The following is a 24,809-nucleotide window of genomic DNA, read 5'->3' on the forward strand; positions in this document are numbered from 1 at the left end:
TAAGTCATTCGGTGGCCCAAAAAAATGTCGTCAGTCTAGGTAAAGTAGACATTTCTTTAGGTCTATCTGCGCACATAAAAAAAGCCACCCCCTAGATCTGTGTTGATCTTGTGGACAGCTTCTCAAGAAAATCGGTATCAATACCTTTTATCCGGCAGCTTTTTCTGCAAATAACGCTCACGGTATTCCATAGGGCTCTCGCCGCAGTTTTTTGTGTAACAGGTTGTGAAGGATTCAGGGTCCGAATAACCCACTAGCCGGGCAATATCATTTATTTTCATTTCATGCTGCTGCAGGAGTTGTTCGGCCTTGGTGATTCTCAGTCTGGATACATATTTGTTTACTGAGATCCCTACATGCTGTTTAAATTGATCCGATAAACGGGGCACATTGACATGAAATAACTCTGACAGATAGGAAAGGGAGAGCTCATTGCTGAAGTGTTCCTCCACATGCTTCCTAACCGCTTCCATATGCTGATTATCAGAAGTACGTGTCCTCCTAACTTCCTCAATAACGAGTTGTGCCAACTCCTCCATCTTCTCCAGCAGCCCCTCACGTGAGGAATAATCCATCAGTGTCATTTGGCAGTTCCATATATAATTCTGCAGGGAAGTGCTGCCGCATTCGAATTTTCGGGTTATGGAACTGAGTAACAGCAGGATATGCAGTGATAAATGGATAAAGACGATGCTTGGTGTATTCTTGTCAGTGGGAAAAAGGGCCTCCATTTGCTCTCGTAAGCTGCTCATATCCGAATTCTCAATGCTCTTCGCCATCTTCCTGCTCGATTCCACCGGGAAATCATAGGACTGATCTAATATCTTATTACGATCCTCATTCTGCCCCGTAGAAACAGCGTTATGTCCCCACGATACCATGGAGGAAGCATAGCCATTCTTCAGGTTATGAAGTCCCTTAACTTCTCTACCCATTCCAAATACACTATCCAACTTCAGTTCATTGACAATATTCTGTTTCAGCTCCTGAACGAACCCTTCCGTTTTCCCTTCCAGTTCGTTTTCCTTATCACCTATTATCAAAAAGTTGGCCATATAGGGGTTAGCTGCATAATTTATCGCATAAATCCCTACATTTAGGGCAGCAGTCTCCCAGCAGAGTCCTTGATAATTAAGGTGAAGCGAATCATGCCGTTCCTGCCGTCCACTTTTCCTACCCTGCGGCAATCTCAGTTGGACTGCCACGAACTTCAGCTTCACTTCATCCTCAGTAAGCGGAGCAAGCTGAATCTGCTGCAACCGCTCATTAACCATCGCCAGATTGTGCCAATCGTCCCTAATTAATTGCTGCAAATAGCTGACTTGAAGCAGTTTGATCGGATCATTTTTCTCAAGCAGCGTAATTTCGAACAAATTATTCGCCCCTAACTCTCTTTTGGCATTCAGTATGCTCCAATCCGGCAAAAAAGAGACTCCGCTAAAAATCAATCTTACAAAGTTCACAAGCACCTATATAATAAAAAGAAAACACTCATAAGAGGGGGTACTGCTTTTGAGAAGAATCGCTATTGATATGGATGAGGTTATTGCCGATTTCAACTCTAAACATCTAAAAGTCTACAATCACGATTATGGGGACAATCTTACGATTGAGGATTTAAAAGTAGGCAGGTTGGAGGATATTCGCCCGCACTTAGCCTCACAGATTATTGATTATTTGCATAATCCGCTTTTCTTTCGTGATTTAGAGGTAATGAAAGACAGTCAAGAGGTTATCCGCAATTTAAGCAAACGATATGAAATCTATATAACTACGGCTGCCATGGAATTCCCGAGTTCCTTTAATGCAAAATATGAATGGCTCAGGGAACATTTCGGATTCTTGAATGATATGAATTTTGTCTTTTGTGGAGACAAGAGTATCATCCATGCGGATTACTTGATCGATGATAACGTGAGGCACTTTGATCGCTTTAACGGACAAGGAATCTTATTCTCAGCTCCACATAATTTGAGCGTAACCGGATTTGATCGTGTGAGCAATTGGCAGGAGGTTCAACAATACTTTCTGAAATCTTAGTCAGCCAGACAAAAAAAAGGGACCCTGCCATCCGGCAGGGTCAATTCATATATTAAAGGGGGTTGGTGTGTTTAATATAATCCCGAAAGCTTAAAGGCATATGAAGATGGGGTAAAGATTATATTAAAGTCTGTTATATTTTGAATTTTTCAACCAATGTTTGCAGCTCTCTGGCGCTCTGTGAGTTTTCATCCGCCATTTTGGCCTCCATGAATGTCTTATCTACAATGTCCGAAGTTTTCTCTGCGATATCAGTCACACCTGTCGCTCCCTCATTAACCGTAGCAGCCACTTCATTAACTGCAATAGCAATACTAGATACAGTCGTGCTCAAATGGTCGGAAGCATTCTCAAATTCAACCATCAGTTCATAGATCATAGATGCATCGTTATTATACTGCTGACTGACTTCTTCCAATCTCTTGTAGTCGCCCAGTACATTCTGATCCACAAAGACAAGGATAGCTTCGGAATTTTCCTTCATCTGTTCCACGGAATCATATACGCCTTTTACTACTCCTTGTATCCCGGCAGCCGTGGTAGAGGATTTCTCCGCCAGCTTCCTAATCTCTCCAGCAACTACTGCAAATCCGCGTCCCGCTTCTCCCGCTCTCGCCGCTTCAATCGCTGCGTTCAATGCCAACAAATTAGTCTGGCTAGTAATGGAGAGAATGGTATCTGCCAAAACATTAATTTCGGAGATGGAATTGGATTGTTCAATCGCCCGCTCCATTTTCACCCGAACCGATTCATAGATCTCCTTGGCATTTCTAGAGGATTCAAGTGCATCCTTTTGAAGAGCCAATGCCCGACTGGTGATTTGCTCAGAGACTTCCGCACCCTCTTTTACTTTTCCTGAAATCGTGCTTACATTTGAATCAATCTCATGAATAGCCGCAGTCATCTCTTGTGTAGAAGCTGCTGTCTCTTCCATTCCTGCCGAGAGCTGCTCAGTAGTTGCCGCATTATCATGGGCGTTCTCCCTAACATCATTAGACAATTTCTCAAGCATCTCTGCATTTTCCAATACCTTACTTGAGATTGTAATTAATCCGCCGGCCGTTTCTCTGAGCACTCTCCGTGTCCGGAACATCGCCTTGGCGATTACCCCAGTCTCATCTTTATTTTTCTCCAAGTATTCATATTGATTGTCGTATTTGAGATCCAGTTCTGCTGTCTTATTAATCAGTTCCGTCAGTTTGACAATCGGTGACGAGATTCGGTTAGCTACAAACAGACCAAGAATTAAAGTAACCACTAGACTTACAAGACCTAATATAAGTATAAACGAGGTCATTTCGTTGACGGGTTTCATAATTTCTTTTACATCACCGGTAAGAACTAGCGTCCATTTGGTATTCGGTAATACAGTATAAGCCGCCTTTTTATCCGCACCTTTAAAGTTGTATTCAACCAGATCATCTTTCGGTTTTTCTCCGTTAATAATCTTCTCTACCACAGCTTTGATTTGTTCGTTCTCTACAGGTTTTCCGATCTTTTCTTTATCGGGATGAAATAACATGACTCCGGTCTCATCCACTAGATACGCATAGGAAGAAGGGGCATTAGCTACTTTTGCATCCGCCAAATACTTGATAATACTGTTCGCTGTTACCGCTGAAGCAACAAACCCTACCATCTGGCCGTCACTCATGACCGGCTGCACGAAAGCTATAATGTAGGCTCCTGTAGACTTGGACTTCAAGGTCTCACTAATTACGGGAGTTTTTTTGGCTAACACATTTTTGGTATAATTCCTGTCACTGAAGTTAGCACCCAAAAGCTTGGTATCACTATCTGCAACATCGTTACCTTTCATGTCTACAACAAACATATGCTCAACGTTACCCGCGTCCTTAACTAATTTTGTGAGTTTGTTATTTACCTCCGACTGAAGGGCATCCCCTTTGACAACTCCCCCTTTGCCGGCCTTGATTAATAAATCTGCAATCTCCGTCTGCTCAGCGATAAGGGCCATACTTCTCGCTTCCTTATCAATCATGGACTCAATGGTTTCCGCCTTATTGGTGTTCACCTGAAACATAGCGGTCTCCGTAAGATTCAAGATAGAGCTTGTTGATTTGTTGTACGTGAATGCCCCCATTAGTATAGTTGAAAGCAGGGTCACAGCAATCATGATCATAGCTAGCTTCGTTTTAATTTTCATATTATTACATCCTTCCGCTTTTAGCTGCTTCTTTTACTGGATATTCTTCTAGATGCAATAGCTTTTATTACAATATTATCGGGAAAAATGAGCTCACAGTGAATATTAAAATAGGGATTTTTAAGAAAAATATCGAATTTTGTCGAATGGTTAAATTTAAATATAAAAATACTTTTTTTCAATTTTAAAGAAGATAATTCCATTAGTTGTTTTTTAGGAGTTGTAACTAACAGAAACCTAAAAAAACAGCCTGGAAAGATCCCAGACTGTTACTTATCTAAGCCATTATATTCCTTGCGGGAAGAGTGCATCCAGCGCCGGACAAGGTTGTTTATCCAGAAACTGTGCCAGCGGTGAAGGCATATTGCTATAGAGATCATTTAGTGAGGTTCCATTATAAATATTCCCGATAATCACCGGATGACATAGCTCAGAGATCAGAATATCCCCGTTCCCGTGCAGATGAAGCTGTTTCTTACCCTCTATACAGTGGGGAAAGTATACCCCCGGCTGTTCCTCAAAACCAAGTGCCTCCATAAAACGATCCATACATGTGAAATATAAAGTGGTATCTTCTTTCTTGCCTGCAATCAAATCATTGACCGCTGCCTTTAATTGTTCACGAGCCGCAATAGATTTCCAGCCGCTATGATCCATAATAATGCTGTTCTGGATTTCATGTGTCCTAACTCCCAGCCCATATACATGATCGCTGATTTCCTTCATATTGTCCTGAGTTTCACTGAACAGCAATGTTTCTAATACGGTATCTACGCTGGTTGCAGCAAACAAGGAAATATTCTCTCTGATTTTCTCATAGATGCTTGGATGAATATTATAATATCGGGAAAAGGCCTCCGGAGTAGTAAAGTTAAAAGAAATATGTATAGTCGTCAGGCCTGCTGCTACTAACTCCTCAATCCGTTCTGCATTCAATAGACTGCCGTTCGAATTCAGCTGAGTCTGAATGCCCCTTGATGAGCAGTAGGTCACGATCTCCACACAATCTTGGAATTTCAACGTAACCTCGCCCCCGGACAAACGCACTCTTTTTAAGTTGGGAAGCTCACCGAGAATGCGAATGACTTCCTTGGCATTAATGCTTTGCCCGTCATTTCTCTGATATGCACAGCAGTAATCGCAGCGGAAGTTGCAATTGGATGTTACGCCTATTTCCAACCCTTCAAGATCGTAGGTAAGTGGTTTGTCCAGCTCCAGTGATTTATATCTCATGCTCTAAAAGTCCTCCTGAAAAATAATTATACTGCCCTTAATATTCAACTTAAGTGATTATAAAGGTTACAGCTCCAGGTTTATGTGACTTTTTTAGCATCTTCAAGGGCCTACTTCATCTTACTCCACTTGAAGTTCATTTACTCTTTGTCTAAAAATGCCCTTGCCGATATATACACAAACCGCTCGGCCCGCGCCATTACATGGAACTTCTGCTCTGGAAAATACTTGTATAGATAATCTACAAAATACCCCGGATTCTCCGCGTTTCCAGCAAAGAGATCATAGTGTAAGGGAATAACCGTCTCAAATTGGGCTACCGCTGCAAACTCCGCAGCTTCACGATAACTCATGTTACCTACTAGATTGCGTGCATTGCGGAAATAATCTCGACCGTTGATTGGCAGCATCGCCAGGTCAATAGGATGGCTGCTCACAGCATCAACAAGCTCGGGGTATAGCACGGTATCTCCGGCATGGTACAGCGTAACTCCGTTCAGCTCCAAAATATAACCAACGAAATGAGGATTCCCTTGTTCGTCCCTTGTCAACTGCTCGTGAGCGGCGGCTAAAGGCAGCACCCGCAGCTTAGGTCCATAAGAAATCCATTTGCCCTCTTCGGCCTTCAAGAACTGCTCATCCTTCACGCCAAGCTCCTTAAGAAGGGGTTCGCACATAGCTGGCGCCGTGATCATAACCGCTGGATTATGGATAACCAGCTGTGGAAGGGTTCCTTTATCCAAATGATCTTCATGATCATGGGTAATCAGGCACACATCGGCATTCGTGATATCCTCGGGTGAGATCGGCGCCGGAAAGGTTCGGTCAGGATTAGGTGATACGTATGGGTCAATGTAGACCGTTACTCCATCTCCTTTTATAATCACACTCTCCTGCCCAAGAAACCATACCGCCAGACAGCCATATGGCACCTCTGTACGTCTCACCTCTCCAATAAGATGCTTACCTCTGCGTTCCTCTTGCTTGTTCATTCGTTCTCCAGCCTTTCTTCTGATGATGAGATTGAAGTTTCAAATAATAACTGTCTAAGCGCTGCAGCCCAACATCGACCACCCGGGATCATTTACCACATACAGCCTAGTATAATCCTTCCAAGTCACGAATGCCTAATTTAAAACTAACTATCTTAATTTGCGAATATATAAATGCAGGATTTGGTGGGGTTAATGGTGCCTCAGGTGCTCAATTGTTGTACTTTGTGCAGGATTTGGTGCGTTAATGGTGCCTCTGGTGCTCAATTGTTGTACTTTATGCAGGATTTGGTGCGTTAATGGTGCCTGAGGCGCTGAATTGTTGTACTTTATGCAGGATTTGGTGCGTTAACAGTGCCTCGGGAGCTGAATTGTTGTAGTAAATGCAGGATTACAGCGTAAACCATACCTCAGGTGCTCAATTGTTGTACTTTATGCAGGATTTGGTGCTTCGCTCAACAAAAAAAGCTGCCAATCGGCAGCCTTTTTGCTATAAACACATTAAATTGGAATCCCTAAGGATCTATCCAAACTAAAACTCCACCGATCCATTCATTTGGGTCCAGGCGGGCTGTGCAATAATTCCAAGGCGCCAGATCGCTATCCCTTTAAGGTCATAACGTTTGGCCAGCCCAATTTTGGTATTCACAGAAGTCTCGTTTTCACTGGCTAGAGATATCCCAAGAATCAGCTTCTCCTTGTTAACCTGCTGGAGAGCAAGACGTATGGCCTCATCCACTTTATTCACAGGCTCAGGACTTTTCTCGTCACCGTAAGCGTAAGCCATTATGATCAAATCGTCGGCAAGACTTCCAAGCGTTTTATAGTCATATCCTGTATAAGAGCTGTTTAAAGGATGAAGGACAAGCGTTAGCTTAAGTCCAGCTTGACGTGCTTTTGTAGATAAATTTTGGACAAAACTGTTATAATCTGAACGGACTTTTGCTTTATCACCGCTGAGGCCCAATCCCTCCAGATCCAGTAAAATCCCTTTAAATCCCTTCTGAACAGCCGTATCCACGATACCAGAAATAGTCCGGGCCTGCAGCACCTGATCCTCAAGGTTCTTGGTGAGCTCCAGCTTACCATCTACCGAATAAACCATTAGATACGGAGTTGTACCGCTTGTTGCTGTATCTGATATCATGAGTTCCGGTGTAAGCTCACCCGCAGGCTTAGGCCATTTATATTCCTCACCTTGAGTGGTAAACTCGCCACTACGGTCAATTCTACTCCAACCAAAAGCAATAGCATCAAAATCCGGAACAAATGAGTATTGATCAAAAGACGAAAGTGCATAGAAACCCAAGGTGTACATATCCTTCTTCGGTGAAATAATGGATACGGTCTTCGTTAGCTGATTCCAAGACACCCCAGCCCCAAATTGCCCGCTGAAAAAGCTTAATGGAATCATCGTGGTTCCACGAACATTTTGCGGGGCTACTGCCAGTTTCACCGTTCCGCCGTTTACCAAGGCATTTACGCTGCCTATAGTAAGCTCTACTTTCTTGTCCACCGTCCCTACTTTTTTGGTTGCGGTAATCTTCTTAGCCGTCTGATTCCAAACCACCGGAATATTTAAGGCTTCTGCTATTGCCCGAAATGGCACCATAGTCGTTCCCTTCATCACCGCAGGTTCTACCGGAAAGGGAAGTGGATATCCGTCAAGCAGTATGGTAACCCCACCGGCTGTAGCTGCTGCTTGTGTAGTATTGCCTAGCAGAGCTGTCATACTACTTAGTGCAATGACGCAGCATAATAGTATTTTCCCATAACGTTTCATAGCGAATCTCCTTTTTTATAAAATAGTCCATCTATCATACTACCAAAATTGATATTTTTTGCAAATTAATAGATCAAGAAGAAACGGCTTAGCCGTCCTTAATGGGAGCCTACGCTTCCGAAGCAGCGATACTCCGTATCGCTTTCAGTATCCGTTTCTCGTAGAAATATAAGCAAAGTATACTGAAAACTTATACTTTCTTATATTTTAAAAAAACCGCCAATCCCCTTAATTCAGGTAATTAGCGGTTCTAATAATAGGTACCTTATTAGAATCTATTTATAGACTATTATTGACAGCCGCTGAGAAACGTTCCAAAGCTTCCTGCAGAATCGATCTCGGACAAGCCAGATTTATACGCAGATAACCTTCACCCTCTGAGCCAAATACCGAACCTTCACTAAAAGCTACTTTGGCTTCTTTAAACATAAGGTTTTTGAGGCCATTAATATCCCTGTTTAATCCGCGGCAGTCGATCCACAACAGATATGTAGCTTCTGGGCGCATCACTTTCACCTGTGATAAATGCTCCGATAAATAGCTGATCGCATAATCCACGTTACCCGAAATATACACCAATAGCTCATCTAACCATTCATCACCTTCATTGTAAGCGGCTTGTACCGCGTCCGGCGCAAAGAAGTGAGCCATATGTAGACTTAAAGCTTTTAAGCGCATATCGAATTTCCGTTTCAGATCCGGGTTGGAGGCTACAATGAACGAAGTTTGAATACCCGGCAGATTAAAAGTTTTGGTCGCTGCCAGCGTCGTTAGTGTAATATTAGCCAGCTCCTCGGATAAGGAGGCAAATGGATAATGAGTATGCCCCGATAAAGCCAAATCGCAATGAATCTCATCCGATATAACGGTTACTCCATAAGCAAGGCACAATTCTCCCAGCTTCAGCAGCTCTTCACGCTCCCAGACTCGTCCTCCCGGATTATGCGGACTGCAGAGTAGCAGCAGCTTGGCTCCACCCTTCATTAGCCCCTCCAGCTGGTCATAGTCCATTTCGTAGCGGCCATTTTGCAGAATCAGTGGATTTTTGGCGACCTTACGGCCGTTCATATTAATAACATCATAAAACGGATAATACACCGGCGACTGCACAATGACCTCACCGCCCGGCTCACTATACAGTTCCACTGCCAAACTTAACGAGGTGACAATCCCGGGGGAATCCGTGATCCACTCCGGCTGAATACTCCAATCATGTCTTCTTTTAAACCAGGAGGTGATTGCTTCTTTATAAGGTTCACTACTTACGCTATAACCGTAGACACCTTCCTCCACACGGCGAAGGATCGCTTCTTTTACAGCTGGAGGACTTTCGAAATCCATATCGGCTACCCACAAAGGCATAATGTCCTTATCACCGAACAACTTCTCGGATTGATCCCATTTATAAGAACGGGTATTGCGGCGGTTAATGACGGCATCAAAATCATACTTCAACTTCAGTCACCTCGTCCTCTCTGCTTCAACGTATTAATGTATTGTAACATGCAAAAAACGGCACGCCAAGGTTATCCCTATAGCTGCCGCTTCGATATAATTCTATATTAAGCTTTGTTTACCACGGGCTTCCGAATCGCATTGCCAACCTTCATAAGAATGTTAGACATGGAATCCGGGTCTTTCACATCATATTCATCAATATTTAGGCGGAGTACCGGACAAGCAGTGAATTGATCAATCCACACGGAATATCTGCCATGCATTTGTTCCCAGTAAGACACATCGGTCTGAATCTCCATCTCGCGGCCACGCTCGTTAATACGGGTCAGAATGGAAGGCAGACTGCCTTCAATATAAATTAGCACATCGGGATGGGGAAAATACGGAGTCATAACCATTGCTTCATAAAGACTGGTATAGGTCTCATAATCGGTCTTCGACATCGTGCCTTGATCCGCATGCATTTTAGCGAAAATACCTGTGTCCTCATAGATGGAACGGTCTTGCACGAAACCACCGCCGAGTTCAAACATTTTCTTCTGTTCCTTAAAACGTTCAGCCAGGAAATAGATTTGCAGATGAAAACTCCATCTTTCGAAATCATGATAGAACTTTTCCAGATAGGGGTTATGATCAACCTGCTCAAGTGAGGTCTGAAAGTTCAACCGTTCCGCTAGGGCCGCTGTTAAAGTAGATTTACCCACACCCACTGTTCCTGCTACGGTAATTAATGCGTTGTCCGGGATGTTATATTGATTCATTGCATATGCTCCTTTACTTGTAACGCGATGGCGGCGAACTGATCTTTATTTTCCACAAAATCGACCTTATTTCCATCTATCGTGATAATAGGGGTCGACGGTTCCCGGATGGCCAGAGAAGTCATCGCCTCATCATAATCTTCTATTAATTGCTGTAAATAAGCGGTGTCCATAGCATCTTCAAAGGATCGGCCGCGTTTCTCAATCCGTTTAAGCAGTGTATCGAGATCTGCCCGAATATAAAGAATGACATTAGGTTTCGGCAGGTCATCGGTTAAAACATGGTAAATCTGGCGGTATTTGTCCCGCTTGGTACCCTTTAGTGTTCGTTCGCTAAAGATAAGATTCTTATAAATGTGATAATCCGAAATGACGGGCTTACCCTTATCTATGTACTGCATAACGGTATCTTCAAGCTGCTTGTACCGATTGCAGAGAAAGAACATCTCTAACTGAAAGCTCCAATCGTCCATGTTCCGGTAAAACTTGTCCAGAAAAGGATTCTCCTCAACAATTTCCTTGATAATCGGAAGCTGAAATTCTGCTGATAGCATAGTTGCGAGCGTAGTTTTACCAGCCCCTATAGGACCCTCTACGGCAATAAATGGTGCGTGTGTCATTGATTCTGATATCCTCCTCAAATACGGGCAATGCCTAAAAACAGACTAAACTATTGTATCACAGGAGGCACCTTGTTAGGGTGAAACTTTTAAGAAACTGGAGGCGGGAAGGGGAATGATGGAGTATTAAGCTAGTTTTATTGCGTCTTAGAAAATTAGAGGGATTTGTTCCCTCTAATTTCTACAAATAAGCCCATTGGGCTCATTTAAAGGGAATTTTTCCCTCTAATTTGATGAAATCGGCACAATATACCCTTTATACGATGAATTAATGGTATATTTTCCCTATAATTATTAATAGAAAGGATTTTTTGATCATTTAGAGGGATTTATTCCCTCTAAATATAATAATTTATCGAAGTTTACTCTGGGAAGCCAAACAGTAGTTAGTTAGAAGAGCAGCAACGTACTGTTTGCGGAGCATCGGCGGAGCAGTTAACAAAAAAAGATGCCCCTAGCTAGGGACATCTTACGTAAGAATTAAGATAAACGACCGCTGAAATCCTCATAGGCAAATTGACGAATGACTTTGATGCCTTCTTCTTCGTTGTACGAAGCGATGGCCGGCAGATTCACACCATTGAACATATGATTCTTGACCATAGTATAGTGACCCATATCAGTGAATACCAACTTGTCACCGTATTTCAGCGGTTCCTTGAAGGAATAATCCCCGATGACATCTCCTGCCAGGCAGGTCATGCCACCAAGTCTGTACGTATAGGCATATTCACCTGGCTGACCAGCGTCAATAATACCTGGACGATACGGCATTGCGAGTACGTCTGGCATATGGCATTCGGCTGAGGTATCCAATATCGCGATATCCATACCATTATGCATAGTGTCTAGTACAGTCGCTACCAGATAACCGGTGTTAAGGGCGATCGCCTCTCCCGGTTCCAGATAAATCTGAACATCGTATTTCTCTTGCATATACGTAATGCAGCGAATCAACGTCTCCAGATCATAATCGGGACGGGTGATATGATGTCCGCCGCCAAAATTAAGCCATTTCATACCGTGAAGATACTGACCGAATTTCTCTTCCACTACCTTAAGCGTACGCTCCAAGGTATCCGAGTTTTGCTCACACATCGTATGGAAATGCAATCCATCAATGCCCTCAAGCTCATCTGGACGGAAGCTCAGCAGTGTTACTCCCATACGGGAGTAATTGTAGCATGGATCATATAAAGGAATTTCAATCTCGGAATATTCCGGGTTAACCCGGATCCCGCAGCTGATGTTCTTAGGTGCGCTTTGCACCCGATCCTTAAACCGATTCCATTGGTCAAAAGAATTAAAAACAATGTGATCGCTGTATTCCAGCAACTCGGCGAACTCCGAGTCCACATAAGCAGGGGCATATACATGCACCTCTTTACCCATTTTTTCAAAGCCCAATCTGGCTTCGAATAAAGAGCTGGAGGTTACACCATGCAAATATTTAGCGATCAGCGGATACATGGAGTGCATGGAGAACCCTTTTTGCGCTAGCAAAATTTTGGCACCCGTACGCTCTTGTACGTAATTCAGGGTCTCTAGATTCTTGATTAACAATCGCTCATCTACAATATAAGCGGGTGACGGCAACGTGCTGATATCAATATCCATTACTAAGCCCTTAGTCGAGCAGCGTTGGCGAGAAATCTTCCTGCCAAGGCAGCCCTTGTTTATTCAGTTCTTCCATGAATGGATCTGGATTGAATTCTTCAACGTTGTATACGCCTGGTTTTTTCCAGATGCCTTTGATAATCAACATTGCGCCAATCATAGCCGGAACCCCTGTAGTATAGGAAATAGCCTGTGAGCCTACTTCTGCGTAACATTCTTCATGTACACAAACGTTGTATACATAATAAGTTTTAGGCTTGCCATCTTTGGTTCCTTGAATAATACAGCCAATGTTTGTTTTACCTTTAGTTCTAGGTCCCAGAGATGCTGGATCCGGCAAAATAGCTTTCAAGAATTGCAAAGGAACGATCTCTTTGCCTTCATATATAATAGGTTCGATGGAAGTCATGCCAACATTCTCAAGCACTTTCAGGTGAGTTAGATAGTTCTGGGAGAACGTCATCCAGAATCTGATTTTCTTCACGCCCTTGATATTCTTAGCCAGGGATTCCAATTCTTCATGGTACAAAAGATAGATATCCTTCGGACCGATTTCCGGAAGATCGTACACTTTTTTCTCGGAAAGAGGTGCGGTTTCAATCCACTCGCCATTTTCGAAATAGCGGCCGTTTGCAGTAATCTCACGAATATTTATTTCAGGATTGAAGTTGGTTGCGAATGGGTAACCATGGTCGCCCGCGTTAGCATCTACAATATCAATCGTGTGAATTTCATCAAAATAGTGTTTTTGGGCATACGCTGTGAACACGCCGGTTACCCCAGGGTCAAAGCCGCTTCCGAGAAGCGCGGTAATACCCGCTTTTTCAAATCTTTCCTTATAAGCCCACTGCCAGGAATATTCAAATTTAGCTGTATCCTGAGGCTCGTAGTTAGCAGTGTCTACATAGTGCACTCCTGTTGCCAGGCAAGCATCCATAATAGTCAGGTCCTGATATGGGAGAGCAACATTGATAACAACATCCGGCTGGAAGCTCTTAATCAGTGCGATTACTTCATCCGTATTATCAGCATCAAGCTGAGCCGTTTGAATCTTTGTACGGCCTCCGTCTAATTTATCTTTCAGAGCGTCGCACTTAGCGACCGTTCTGCTTGCAATACAAATCTCTTCGAACACATCCGGGTTCTGGCAACATTTATGAACAACAACACTAGAAACTCCGCCAGCACCAATAATTAAAGCTTTTCCCAAAATTCAAAACCCCCTAATTTCCGTTTGCAAAAAATCAACAAGCCTGATTATACATAATATGCTCTAATAAATCAATAAAAAGCGACAAAAAATGATATTTATTGAGTAAAACCTTCGATTATCCCTATTCAAACTCTAAAATGCATGAAAATACATTAGAATGCTTCATTTTCCTTTAATTCTTTTTAATAGTATCACACTGTAACCACACTTATTATACCTCTTATAATCGATTTCTTTGTGATCAGAACATTTCATAAACATTAAATTTTTCTATGCGTTATTTCATTACCCTTTTGAGGATTACTCAATCTCTTATAAGGAACTTTTTTCCAAAACATGCAGAGAAACGATTGAGGATGATTTCATCCATTAAATTGGCTTTTATCGCCATTTGATGCGTTTTATTCCCCCCTTTCGCCTTTTGACATAAGGAAATATCTGGAGCATAATAAGCGTCTGTGCATTTACTTACTAATGCTTAATAGAACTGACTTTTGAAGGTTTTAGAGTGTGCTTTAACAGGGGAGATGCAGAATATGAGAAAAGAGTTCGACATCAGAAACAGGCCATTTTTAGGGTTTAGCTTTGTCCTGCTGCTGAAAAGTGCGGTAGCGTGGTTCGTGGTATTTAGCAATGGCCCTTCATGGAGCATATTGCTCACTGAGATTCCCTTCTTTTTCATTGTATTTGGACTCATAGAATGGATGGCATCCAAACGAAAGTTCCTTTATTACATGATCGCAAACTTATTTATATCAGTGATTTATTTTGCCGTCCTCATGTACTACAAGTATTATGGCGTAATCGTTACTTATCATGCCTTGGAGCAGGCCGATAAGGTGACAAAAGTCGGAGAAAGCACCTACTCCCTGCTAGATCCCTATTATTTATTCATTTTTGTGGATATTATTGTATTTATGTTCTATATGTTCCGTCCGAAGTATATTACACGCTGGAAGGACCGGGGCATGAAGCGCATGAATAGAACTGTTCTGTTCAGTATCATCAGCGTATCTATCGCCCTTTGCCTTTTCAATATTTGGCCTAACCATGCCAGTATGAACGAAAACAAGAAGGCGGAAAGCATGGGTATACTTAATTATGAGCTCTATACGCTATTTGCCGACAGCACAGAGAGTGAAGAAATGATCGACAGTAAGGAAATTACTCAAGCGGCCATCAATGAAACTAAAGGAATTACAGAGCCGGTGTCCCCGCAATATTGGGCAGCTTCCAAAGGCAAGAACCTGATAGTCGTGCAGATGGAATCCTTCCAAAACTTCCTGATTGGACTTAAGATCGATGGGCAAGAAATTACGCCTAACATCAATAAAATGGTGAAGAATGAACTTTATTTCGATAACTTCTATTCAAATGCAGGGCAAGGAACAACCTCGGATGCAGAATTTGTAGTGAATACTTCCCTTTATGTTCCCCATCATGAGGCCGCAACCTCATCCGAATATATGGATAAATCTCTTCCCAGCCTGCCCAAGTTAATGAAGGCGCAAGGCTACGAGACAGCTACATTCCATACGAACAGCGTAGAATTTTGGAACCGTGAGGCCTTGTACAAAGCAATAGGCTTTGACAAATACTTTGATCAAGCCTTTTATGGAGACGATGATCATATCGCATTCGGCTCTTCGGACGAGGTATTGTTCGCAAAAACAATCCCTGAACTAGTCAAATTAGACGGAGAAGAGAATCCCTTCTATGCTGTGGTTATTTCAATGAGTGCTCACCACCCTTATAAACTGCCAGAATCCAAATTCAAGATTAAACTTCCTGAACGGTTCGAAGGTACATTGGTAGGTGATTATATTCAGTCTCAGAATTATGCAGATTACGCGATGGGACAATTCCTTGACGGCCTGAAGACCAGCGGATTATGGGAGAATAGTGTTGTCGTATTCTATGGGGATCATCAGGGCTTACCCCTCTATTCACTGGGTAGTGATGAGAAGGATTTAATGAAGGAAGCGGTAGGCCGAGAGTATGGATATACAGATATGTTCAACCTTCCCTTCATTGTTCATGCTCCGGGTATAGGTCAACCTGCTACTTTTAGCCAAACGGGCGGACAGATCGATATTTTACCAACGGTAGCCAATTTGTTAGGGGTTTCACTTAACGATCAAATCCACTTTGGTGAAGACTTATTCAACTACAAGACCAATCTGCTTCCCGTAAGACACTTTCTGCCAACGGGGTCATTCATTAATGACTCAAGCATGTACTTAACGGGTGTATCTTATGCCGATGGAACCAACTATAATTTGACCGATAACTCCATAACCAAAGAAGGATCTACAGAGGCACAATTCAATGCGGTAAATAGGCTTCTGAATATGTCCAACAGTTATATTTTGCAATTGCCTGACAATGCCCCAAAGGACGAATAACAGAATCATTCATTTGAAAATATCTAAAAAAACAGCCGGTCAAAAGGATGAACTCCTTCTTCCCGGCTGTTTCATTTATTGTAAAAGTCCAACTTTTTCCACTTCAGCGGTAACGTTTGTAGTATTCTCATCTGTCAATGTGCATTCCAGCAGATATACTCTGGATTCATAGGGTCTTAATGCAACAGTCTCTATGCGCTCCACACGATCAACAACATAGTTATTGAGAAGTAGCTCACAGGAAATGTATTCAAGGTCGACCGGAAGATCAAACAATACCTCTTGAGAGGTTAGATTGGACATGACAAGTAGCTTCTCATTCTCCAAAGTCCTTGTGTACGCATAGATGGACTCATCTTCAGGCAGAATCAGATCATAGGTTCCGTAGACAACAACCGGATTGGCGGCTCTCAGAGCGATAAGCTTTTTATAATGATGATAAATAGAATCTGGGTCCTGCTGCGCCCGCTCAACATTGATCTCTGTATAATTCGGGTTGACCTTCATCCAAGGTTTATCACTGCTGAATCCGGCGTTATTCGAGTCATTCCACTGCATCGGTGTTCTAGAGTTGTCGCGTCCATTCTTCCAAATGACCTGCATAATTTCCTCGTGGCTCTTACCGGCCTCACTCTCGATTCGGTACATGTTCTTCATAGCCACGTCATCATAATCATCCATCGAGTCAAATTTGACATTCGTCATGCCGATTTCCTGGCCTTGATAGATAAACGGAGTTCCTTGCATAAGGAAATACATCGTAGCCAGTGACTTGGCCGACTCCTTCCAATAAGCATCATCGTTACCCCATGTCGAAACGGAACGCGGCTGGTCGTGATTTTCAATAAACAACGCATTCCAACCTTTGCCTTCAAGACCCTTTTGCCAGCGGGACAGTGCGGATTTTAAGGCTAACACATCGAGGCCCCCGGTTGTACTTTTGTTCCACAGCGCCAAATGCTCAAATTGAAAAATCATATTGAACTTCCCTTGTTCTTCACCTACCCAGAGCTCCGCCTGATCCACATTCACTCCACTCGCTTCGCCAACCGTCATAACATTGTAGCGGTCAAAGGTCTCCTCCTTCAGCTCCTGGAGAAAATCATGGATTCCCTCACGGTTCATATGTCCCTCAAAGGAAGGTACAAAGGGAAGATTCAATGGATTCGGCATGTCTGGAAAACCAGGCACCTTCTTAATATGAGAGATCGCATCCACTCGGAAGCCGTCTATTCCTTTATCCAGCCACCAGTTGACCATACCATACAGTTCCTTACGAACTTCTGGATTCTCCCAGTTCAAATCAGGCTGACGTTTGGAGAACACATGCATGAAATACTGCCCTGATTGAGGGTCCAACTCCCAAGCAGATCCGCTGAATATACTTTCCCAGTTATTCGGCTCCACCCCGTTATTGTGATCACTCCAAATATAGTAATCCCGTTTCGGGTGATTCTTGTCAGAACTTGCCTCAATAAACCATGGATGTTCATCAGAGGTGTGGTTGATTACAAGATCTAGAATCAGCTTCATACCCCGCATATGAACCTCATGCAGCAGCTGATCAAAGTCCTCCATACTGCCGAACTCCTCCATGATGTCCTGGTAATCTGAAATATCATACCCATTATCATCATTCGGAGATTTATAAATCGGGCAAATCCAGATCACATTTATCCCCAAATCCTTCAGATAATCAAGCTTAGATATGATTCCTTGCAGATCTCCTATGCCGTCTCCATTGCTGTCCATGAAGCTGCGCGGGTATATCTGATAAGCTGTTGCTTCTTTCCACCATATTCTGTTCATAGTATGCTCTCCTCTAATTGCTCTAGTATACTCGGGAAAATATTTTCCTGTTTAGTTAGATTATTATCCTTATTGAACAAAATTCCCTGAAATTAACTCTGATATCAATTGTAAATGTGTATTTTACGGGAAATATTTTTCCTGCAGCGCTATTATATGACCTTTTATTTTCCTAGTCAACACATATCTTTTGAATTCTAACAGTTATCCGTGATATGCTGAATACATTAGAAAATCGTGATTGAAAGTTCTGGTGATCGTCTTGAAAATAACCATCAAAGATATAGCCAAAATGGCTGATGTGTCCATATCCACCGTATCCCGGGTAGTAAATAACAGCAAACCTGTTAATGAGGATGTGCGGAAACGGGTAATGGAGGCCATCAAACAAACCAAATACCGTACGGATGTTATCGGTGAAGTAGAGACAAGAGGAAATAGCCATTTGATCGGCATCATTATTCCGCACAACAGCAATACTGTACTCGATGATTTCAGTATAGGTATTCGAAACATCGCAGAATTGTATGGGTATGATATTATAGTGGGCCTTACGGACGGAACCGTTGAGAGTGAGCTTCATTATTTCAACTTATTTCATGAACTTAGAACTCTAGGAAATATCTTTGTAGGATCGGTTCTGGAGAAGGAACACACAGAGATGATACGTAAGATCGGTACCCCTTGTGTGCTTGCCGGGCAGCAATCTCCTAATTCCGCTATCCCCTCTGTCCACTTGGATAATGTAACGGCCTCTTATGAAGCCGTTACTTATCTGATTCAACGGGGGCACCGCCGTATAGCCATGATTCGCGCCTCGGGAGAAAGCGCTGTTGGCGGTGATCGTTATCAGGGATATCGGCAAGCTCTAGAGGACGCCCAGATTCTTCTGCAGGAGGAATGGGTTGTGGAAAGCGGTTTCTCCGTGGAGAATGGGAGGGATTCTATGCGAAAAATTATAGAGAGAGAAGCTCGGCCTACTGCCGTGTTCTGCTCAACCGACTGGATGGCCGTAGGTGCCATGAATTATTTACTCGACATCGGTTTACGTGTGCCTGAGGATATCTCCGTGATTGGTTTTGATAACAGCTTCATGGCCTCAATTGTGCGTCCCAACCTGACATCAGTAGAATACTCGGGGACTGAAATTGGCATGACGGCTGCACGTCATCTTATTAAGCTAATTAAAGGCGAAACCGTCACTCCACACCATGCAAATGTTGCCCATTATTTAACGGTAAGGGAAAGTACAGAATAAAATGTCCCCGCAGCGATTGAAGCGTGTTGATTGATGGGTTTCAAGAGCACCCTTTGGTGGTAAATATTCACATCGAACTGAATTGAACCTTCGTTCTATTCAGTTTTTTTCTTGTAATAATAAGGATAGGGAATATCGGATCGCCACTATAGCCAAAAGGAGGAGATAAGAATATTTCCAGTAATTTACGGGGATGATTGGCCAGAAAGATATTGGTGCTGAAATCCAGCCTAAAGATAGCTGTGATTAATAGGATTGAAGTAACGAAGGGGAATTTTGGAACTGGAGGAGCGGTAGCGTCCGCCTTTGTCTCCGGATTTCATCCGCTAAAAGCGGTATGAATCAAGAAATCTGGAGACAACAGCGGCTGGAAGTCCAACATTCACCGCAGTTACGACCCAAACCCAAAGTAGATGAATAAAACAGCGGTAGTCTAGGACTGTTTTTCCCGTCCAAGACTGCAGCTGTTTCATTTATTAGGGTCAGTCTACAACTTTATGGGATATTACTTATGTTAAATCAGTTTGTCAGCCAATTTACGTATTTCAGCACTCATTCTATCATTTACAGGATAGATCTCTTCTAAGTAACTTAACAACTCCAGAGCCGAATAAGGAACTTTATCATATCCTTGCATCAAGCTGCCTATACGTTTTGAGAATTCAGGAAATCTCTGCTCAACTCTTCTTTCATTATTGAACTTATCGGGATAACCATCCATTTCCGGTTCCAATAAATGCAGAGCAGATAGGATTCCATTTACCGCATAGCTCTCAATAAACCTGGTTGCGGATAGTTTCTCCCCCCTTGCAAATCTTCCAAGCCCTACATATATATTGGTTAAAGCTTCATTAACGATATAATCCACCGATTCAGCTTTTAGATTGGGAAAGTCTAAAGTAGATTCAATCTCGCTTTTCCGTTCATAACTTGATGCCTTCCACACCATCCTCCCTCCCGAAAAAGGAATATTCTCCAGCTCCCGCTCTTCAAAAACTGCAAATTCTCCATATATCCCATCCTCGAACATCACTTTATAACCATCTTTGGTATTTCTGAAAGAATACGTTAAAGGGCAGGCATCTTCAAGCCAATCTAATTGATTAATAAATCTGTCCTTAGCACCCGGAGCAACGATCAGGAAGAAATCCAGATCGGAATATTCATCTAATCGATGAGTCTCAATACCAACTGAACCTAAACCTAGTAACAGTAACGCCTCCCCTTTCTTCTCAAGTGCTATTCCGATTTCATCCAATCTGAGAAGTAATAACTCTTGTCTGCGCATATTACGCCCCCTGTCCTAATCTACACGAATTGATAACAAAAAGAGCCCAACCCCGTAACTGCCACGAGGTTGAACCCATAGGTTTCATTGCCTTTTTGTTAGAGCAAAAATAACATAAGGAGAAACTATCGTCAAGCTGAATTCCGGTAGATTAACATTAGCTCTCTAAGCTGATTTATATATTTCTTCCGTTTCATGCGAATTCGATAAGTCCTTACTCATATCCGCAATAAGGATTGTTCTTCCCTTGGTGTCTTCGTCAGCTTCAACATTAATCTTGAAAACATTGATTTCACGAAACAGCTTCTGCGAGATTTCATTAATCTCAACAGCTTGACGCGCAATGTCGCGAATAGCATTGTCCTGCTGCAGACTAGAGGCATTAACCTCCTGTACCCCTGCGGCTGTCTTTTCAGCAATGGAAGCCACAGAATGAACGGACTCTGCAAGTTTGGCATTCATAGTCTGTGTGGAATCTACCTTTACATGAATCTGTCCGATCTGCTTGCTGATCGCTTCAATGGATTGATCTATGGCTTCGAAAGAAGAAAGTGTCTCCGCCACTTTATGATCCTGTTCTTCTAGATTCCCTCTGGTCTCTAACATATAGCTCTGAAAATCAGCCATTCCGACCAGCCATTCGTTGATAATATCATTGATATGTCCAGAAGACTCTTTCGTTTGATCTGACAATTGTCTAACTTCATCGGCAATCACAGAAAATCCTTTGCCATAGTCCCCCGCCCGTGCAGCCTCTATAGCCGCATTCAAGGAGAGAATGTTCGTCTGCGAAGAAATTTCCATGATCGAATTTGTAATTCTAGAAATATCCTTAGTTTGCTCTGCCAGCTTGTTCAATGCTTGATACGCCTTCCCAACAGATTTACGAGAATGCTCGGATACTTCCCGCAAAGCAGTAACAGCCGCCGATCCTTTTCTCGTATTCAGATTAGCTGTATGGCTAGTCTCCAACATGTCCCCGGTGTAGGCCGTAATCTCTTGGACTTCACGTACCAGTTCCTGAATGAAGCTGGCACTTTGCTCGGTTTGTCCGGCCTGTTGATCCGCTCCCACAGAGATTTCTTGGATGGTCCTAACAATATCCAGATTGGTGTGGGCTGTAATGGATGAGGATTGTTGAAATGACTCCGAATAAGCTGCCAGCGAGGAAGCCACCGACTGTGTCTGCTGAAGCATGTCCCGAACCTGTTCTACCATGTGATCAAAGTGGTGGCTCAGTTGGCCCAGTTCATCGTTATACGGTGAATTAATTTGTTGACGCAGGTCTCCTTCGGATATTTTACGTACCGCAGCCTGCAATTTCTTGATGGGAGTCAGGAAAGAACGGATAAGCAATGAAGCAATAACCAGCGTAAGGAGGAATACGAGCACGGATGCATAAACCGCTGCCGATGTTGTCCGGTCTAATAATGTAAATGAATGTTTCTGGGCCTGCTGTGCATTTTCGGCCGCAGCTTCATATAACTTTGCGTTGTTCACCAACATTGCTTGATTTAAAGTTTGCGCCTTTGTATGTATATCATCAATTTGCTCCAGTATAGTCATGGGATCCAAATTCTCATCTCCCATGGTTTGAACCAAACCGTCAAAATAACTGATATATTCCCCTGCTTGGGCTTCCAGAAGCTGTAGTTCTCCATAAGCGGGTGATTCTTTTTCAAAATTCACCTTGGAGAGCTCATCCAAAAGCCTCTTTTGTTTTCCCTTGAAGGGTTCGACGAACTCCAGATCGCTAGTACTGGCTAACGAGTTCTCCACACCGTTCAGCTCTTGCAGTAATTGTGTGATAGTAGAGACAGTAATTCTTTTTTCCATCTCTGTTTTTTGCTTTTCCATGGAACCTTCTACCTGTCCGATTTGAAAGCCCTGATAAAGAGCCACTCCCAAAAAAATAAGAGTTACGACAGAAAAACTTAAAATTAATTTCCACTTCATGGAAATATGCATGCGACTTCCCTTCAACTGTATCAACCTCCATAGTATGTATCAAGGCACAATAGTATGTATCAAGGCACAATAGTATTGTTGCCATAGGTTAATTATAGAAGTTCCATATTAATGGATATGCACAGTTTTGTATGAGAAGCGTAAATCGTTGCACAAAAAAAACGCTTGGAATTCCAAGCGTCGGTGTAGATTATTCACTTGCAGCCATGTGAAGCAATTCCCAGTGATGGCCATCAATGTCCAGAAAGCTCCAAGTGTACATAAATCCATGATCCACAGGTTCATTAAATAGAAACTACTCTTTTACCTATAGCCTTCAACGATTAATTGCCCCTCAAGTGCACCCCAGACATCGTTCATGAGGAACCTCGGCTGCACCCGTTCTTCTGTGGCAACAAACGTTAGTCTGCAGTATACTTCGTTATCCACGGCCACCTCAAAATACAGCGCGTAATTCCCGTTGTCTAAGGGGAGCTCGATAGCATAGCTCTTCTGAACCGATAGAACCTCCAGCTTATCGCTCTCCAATACTTCAAAGGGTACCACCAAACGCCGCTGAGCAAGCTTATCTTCCTGAAATTGATCCCTTAAGCTAAGCTTTACTCTTGCCCCGAAGGTATCCTCCAATAAGGGATCAAGGGTGATATAACCCGGATGGATAATGACTCCCTGTACGACGTTCACATCTCCCCACTGGCAAAAGTCCTCATTGAAATCGCGGGAACGAACCTGAAGCTGATGGTGAGATAGGATCATGTCGACTTCCTGGGTAACGGGTGTTGAATCCATTAGCAAAAGCTCCTCCCCATTACTAACTAAACATCTTTTTTCTTATTCATGTAAAAATAAATTGGGAGCCCCACAAGCGTGATGCCAATACCGACAAACGATCGAACCGGATCGCTGATAATGGTGCTGACCAGAATATATAGACCCCCTACAACACCAATGATCGGTGTGAGAGGATACAGCGGCACTCTGTAACGCCCTTTTTCAGCCGGCATTTTTTTTCTTAGAATAAAGACGCCGAAGACACCCATGGTAAAGAAAATCCATAATACAAAAACAAGTAAATCCGTTAACGTATCAAATGTTCCCGAGAAAATATAAATGATGGCCAGCACGCTTTGAAAAATCAGAGCATTTGCAGGCGTCTGGAATTTAGGATGAATTTTGCGCAGCGATTGTGAAAATGGTATTTGTCCCTTCTCACCCATAGCCTGAGGTACCCGAGCCGCTGTCATTAAATAACCGTTGAGCGCTCCCAAGACCGAAACAATAATCCCCGCAGTAATAAAGGCACCTCCACCGTTTCCAAATAGAGCTTCAGCCGCATCTGCACCCGGAGTTTTTGACGAGACTATCGCTTCATAAGGCAGCACCTGAAATATCGCTACATTAAATAGTACATACACAATAATTACAAAGACAACACCTATTGAAATAACCCTTGGCAGTGTTTTCGCAGGATTCTTCATTTCTCCCGCCATATTGGTCACACCGATCCAGCCGTCATATGCCCATAAGGTACCTAGAATCGCAACACCAAAGCCTGCGCCGGACACCGAAGTGTGAATACCGCTAAATCCTGGAGCCAGGTCCGAGAGGAGTCCGAAGGCCACAATCCCAACTACCGGGATAAGCTTCCCAACCGTGGCAATCGTCTGAATGACACCCCCGCATTTGGTCGAGATAGCATTCATGATCAGAATAAAGATCAGGATCCCTACGGCAAGCAGCTTCTGCTGCAAATCATTCATTGGGAGAAAAAAACTGGAATAGGTTGCGAAGGCAATAGCTAAGGCTGCAACCGAGGCCGGATAGGAGATGACCGCTTGTACCCATCCTAATAAATAGCCATACACACCGCCGTATAATTCGCCAAGATAGGTGTACCGGCATTGCTTAGAACAATCCCCGGCTTCAAAAAGATCCCCGATCCGATAATCATTCCTACCACGATTGCCATGGCTTCGATAAAGGTTATAGATTTCTTAAGTGTCTTATTGTCCTGCATAAATAATCATAAATCCTTCCTCTTAATAAGTAGTTTCACACTTCAGCGGTGAACTACCCTCCACTTAAACCAAAGGTTTTGAAGTGGGGCTTCGAAAGAAAAAACTCTTTCTCTTTTATTGCTGATTCATCCACAGAGCCAACGCCCCATGTCCTCAGCCTTGAATTTGCGGTGTCCCTA

At 43.0% G+C, this 24,809-nt stretch carries 19 protein-coding genes; 3 read left to right on the forward strand and 16 right to left on the reverse strand.

Going from position 1 to position 24,809, the window contains the following annotated elements; all coding sequences use genetic code 11:
• Window positions 1-137: 137 nt before the first annotated feature.
• On the reverse strand, window positions 138-1,424 hold the full coding sequence (locus J2T20_RS19795; protein WP_307591061.1) for a helix-turn-helix domain-containing protein: 1,287 nt from the start codon (window positions 1,422-1,424) through the stop codon (window positions 138-140).
• An 88-nt stretch (window positions 1,425-1,512) separates the two neighbouring features.
• Between J2T20_RS19795 and J2T20_RS19800 the strand changes: the two genes are divergently transcribed.
• A complete protein-coding gene (locus J2T20_RS19800) occupies window positions 1,513-2,040 on the forward strand; it encodes a 5' nucleotidase, NT5C type (RefSeq protein WP_307591062.1) in 528 nt (175 codons plus the stop codon).
• Between the two features lie 133 nt (window positions 2,041-2,173).
• Here J2T20_RS19800 and J2T20_RS19805 read toward each other — a convergent pair whose 3' ends face one another.
• From J2T20_RS19805 to J2T20_RS19845, 9 genes are all read right to left on the reverse strand, one after another.
• Entirely contained in the window at window positions 2,174-4,207 is a 2,034-nt protein-coding gene (locus J2T20_RS19805; protein ID WP_307591063.1) for a methyl-accepting chemotaxis protein, read from the reverse strand.
• 285 nt (window positions 4,208-4,492) lie between these two features.
• The gene (locus tag J2T20_RS19810) at window positions 4,493-5,440 is read right to left on the reverse strand and encodes a radical SAM protein (RefSeq protein ID WP_307591064.1); all 948 of its coding nucleotides are present in this window, start codon (window positions 5,438-5,440) and stop codon (window positions 4,493-4,495) included.
• Between the two features lie 140 nt (window positions 5,441-5,580).
• Window positions 5,581-6,432, reverse strand: coding sequence for an MBL fold metallo-hydrolase (locus tag J2T20_RS19815; protein ID WP_307591065.1), 852 nt, complete (start codon window positions 6,430-6,432; stop codon window positions 5,581-5,583).
• A 532-nt stretch (window positions 6,433-6,964) separates the two neighbouring features.
• Window positions 6,965-8,215 carry a stalk domain-containing protein gene (locus J2T20_RS19820; RefSeq protein WP_373457834.1) on the reverse strand — a complete coding sequence of 417 codons (1,251 nt, stop codon included), beginning with the start codon at window positions 8,213-8,215 and terminating at the stop codon, window positions 6,965-6,967.
• A gap of 279 nt (window positions 8,216-8,494) precedes the next feature.
• Window positions 8,495-9,670: a MalY/PatB family protein gene (locus J2T20_RS19825; RefSeq protein ID WP_307591066.1), complete on the reverse strand. Its 1,176-nt coding sequence runs from the start codon at window positions 9,668-9,670 to the stop codon at window positions 8,495-8,497.
• Between the two features lie 107 nt (window positions 9,671-9,777).
• Window positions 9,778-10,434 carry a deoxynucleoside kinase gene (locus tag J2T20_RS19830; protein ID WP_307591067.1) on the reverse strand — a complete coding sequence of 219 codons (657 nt, stop codon included), beginning with the start codon at window positions 10,432-10,434 and terminating at the stop codon, window positions 9,778-9,780.
• Window positions 10,431-11,054: a deoxynucleoside kinase gene (locus J2T20_RS19835; RefSeq protein ID WP_307591068.1), complete on the reverse strand. Its 624-nt coding sequence runs from the start codon at window positions 11,052-11,054 to the stop codon at window positions 10,431-10,433. The genes J2T20_RS19830 and J2T20_RS19835 overlap by 4 nt, the downstream gene beginning before the upstream one ends.
• A 480-nt stretch (window positions 11,055-11,534) precedes the next feature.
• Entirely contained in the window at window positions 11,535-12,671 is a 1,137-nt protein-coding gene (nspC, locus tag J2T20_RS19840; protein WP_307591069.1) for a carboxynorspermidine decarboxylase, read from the reverse strand.
• Between the two features lie 10 nt (window positions 12,672-12,681).
• Window positions 12,682-13,881 (reverse strand): saccharopine dehydrogenase family protein, encoded by a 1,200-nt coding sequence (locus tag J2T20_RS19845; protein WP_036654198.1) that lies wholly within the window; start codon window positions 13,879-13,881, stop codon window positions 12,682-12,684.
• A 539-nt stretch (window positions 13,882-14,420) separates the two neighbouring features.
• Between J2T20_RS19845 and J2T20_RS19850 the strand changes: the two genes are divergently transcribed.
• On the forward strand, window positions 14,421-16,289 hold the full coding sequence (locus J2T20_RS19850; RefSeq protein WP_307591070.1) for an LTA synthase family protein: 1,869 nt from the start codon (window positions 14,421-14,423) through the stop codon (window positions 16,287-16,289).
• Window positions 16,290-16,364: 75 nt separating this feature from the next.
• Here the strand turns inward: J2T20_RS19850 and J2T20_RS19855 are convergent, their stop codons facing one another.
• Window positions 16,365-18,098: a glycoside hydrolase family 13 protein gene (locus J2T20_RS19855; RefSeq protein WP_307591071.1), complete on the reverse strand. Its 1,734-nt coding sequence runs from the start codon at window positions 18,096-18,098 to the stop codon at window positions 16,365-16,367.
• Window positions 18,099-18,339: 241 nt separating this feature from the next.
• On the opposite strand from J2T20_RS19855, the gene J2T20_RS19860 reads away from it, so the two are divergent.
• Window positions 18,340-19,356 carry a LacI family DNA-binding transcriptional regulator gene (locus tag J2T20_RS19860; RefSeq protein WP_307591072.1) on the forward strand — a complete coding sequence of 339 codons (1,017 nt, stop codon included), beginning with the start codon at window positions 18,340-18,342 and terminating at the stop codon, window positions 19,354-19,356.
• A gap of 514 nt (window positions 19,357-19,870) precedes the next feature.
• On the opposite strand, the gene J2T20_RS19865 is transcribed toward J2T20_RS19860, so the two are convergent.
• The 5 genes from J2T20_RS19865 to J2T20_RS19890 form a co-directional block, all read right to left on the reverse strand.
• Window positions 19,871-20,644, reverse strand: coding sequence for a hypothetical protein (locus J2T20_RS19865; protein WP_307591073.1), 774 nt, complete (start codon window positions 20,642-20,644; stop codon window positions 19,871-19,873).
• A gap of 165 nt (window positions 20,645-20,809) precedes the next feature.
• Window positions 20,810-22,627, reverse strand: a complete 1,818-nt coding sequence (locus J2T20_RS19870) for a methyl-accepting chemotaxis protein (protein WP_307591074.1) — start codon at window positions 22,625-22,627, stop codon at window positions 20,810-20,812.
• Window positions 22,628-22,915: 288 nt separating this feature from the next.
• Window positions 22,916-23,401: a competence protein ComJ gene (gene comJ, locus J2T20_RS19880; protein ID WP_307591075.1), complete on the reverse strand. Its 486-nt coding sequence runs from the start codon at window positions 23,399-23,401 to the stop codon at window positions 22,916-22,918.
• Between the two features lie 26 nt (window positions 23,402-23,427).
• Window positions 23,428-24,477: an APC family permease gene (locus J2T20_RS19885; RefSeq protein ID WP_307591076.1), complete on the reverse strand. Its 1,050-nt coding sequence runs from the start codon at window positions 24,475-24,477 to the stop codon at window positions 23,428-23,430.
• A complete protein-coding gene (locus J2T20_RS19890) occupies window positions 24,459-24,629 on the reverse strand; it encodes a hypothetical protein (RefSeq protein WP_307591077.1) in 171 nt (56 codons plus the stop codon). Before J2T20_RS19890 ends, J2T20_RS19885 begins: the two co-directional genes overlap by 19 nt.
• Window positions 24,630-24,809 lie beyond the last annotated feature (180 nt).

The organism is Paenibacillus wynnii, assembly GCF_030812855.1.
Taxonomy (GTDB): domain Bacteria; phylum Bacillota; class Bacilli; order Paenibacillales; family Paenibacillaceae; genus Paenibacillus_AQ; species Paenibacillus_AQ wynnii_A.

Bases quoted from the DNA above. Each gene is read 5' to 3' on its own strand.
- J2T20_RS19890 (WP_307591077.1), bottom strand. From the start codon at position 24,629: ATGCAGGACAATAAGACACTTAAGAAATCTATAACCTTTATCGAAGCC.
- J2T20_RS19830 (WP_307591067.1), bottom strand. From the start codon at position 10,434: ATGAATCAATATAACATCCCGGACAACGCATTAATTACCGTAGCAGGA.
- nspC (WP_307591069.1), bottom strand. From the start codon at position 12,671: ATGGATATTGATATCAGCACGTTGCCGTCACCCGCTTATATTGTAGAT.
- J2T20_RS19805 (WP_307591063.1), bottom strand. From the start codon at position 4,207: ATGAAAATTAAAACGAAGCTAGCTATGATCATGATTGCTGTGACCCTG.
- J2T20_RS19810 (WP_307591064.1), bottom strand. From the start codon at position 5,440: ATGAGATATAAATCACTGGAGCTGGACAAACCACTTACCTACGATCTT.
- comJ (WP_307591075.1), bottom strand. From the start codon at position 23,401: ATGGATTCAACACCCGTTACCCAGGAAGTCGACATGATCCTATCTCAC.
- J2T20_RS19820 (WP_373457834.1), bottom strand. From the start codon at position 8,215: ATGAAACGTTATGGGAAAATACTATTATGCTGCGTCATTGCACTAAGT.
- J2T20_RS19855 (WP_307591071.1), bottom strand. From the start codon at position 18,098: ATGAACAGAATATGGTGGAAAGAAGCAACAGCTTATCAGATATACCCG.
- J2T20_RS19865 (WP_307591073.1), bottom strand. From the start codon at position 20,644: ATGCGCAGACAAGAGTTATTACTTCTCAGATTGGATGAAATCGGAATA.
- J2T20_RS19815 (WP_307591065.1), bottom strand. From the start codon at position 6,432: ATGAACAAGCAAGAGGAACGCAGAGGTAAGCATCTTATTGGAGAGGTG.
- J2T20_RS19835 (WP_307591068.1), bottom strand. From the start codon at position 11,054: ATGACACACGCACCATTTATTGCCGTAGAGGGTCCTATAGGGGCTGGT.
- J2T20_RS19850 (WP_307591070.1), top strand. From the start codon at position 14,421: ATGAGAAAAGAGTTCGACATCAGAAACAGGCCATTTTTAGGGTTTAGC.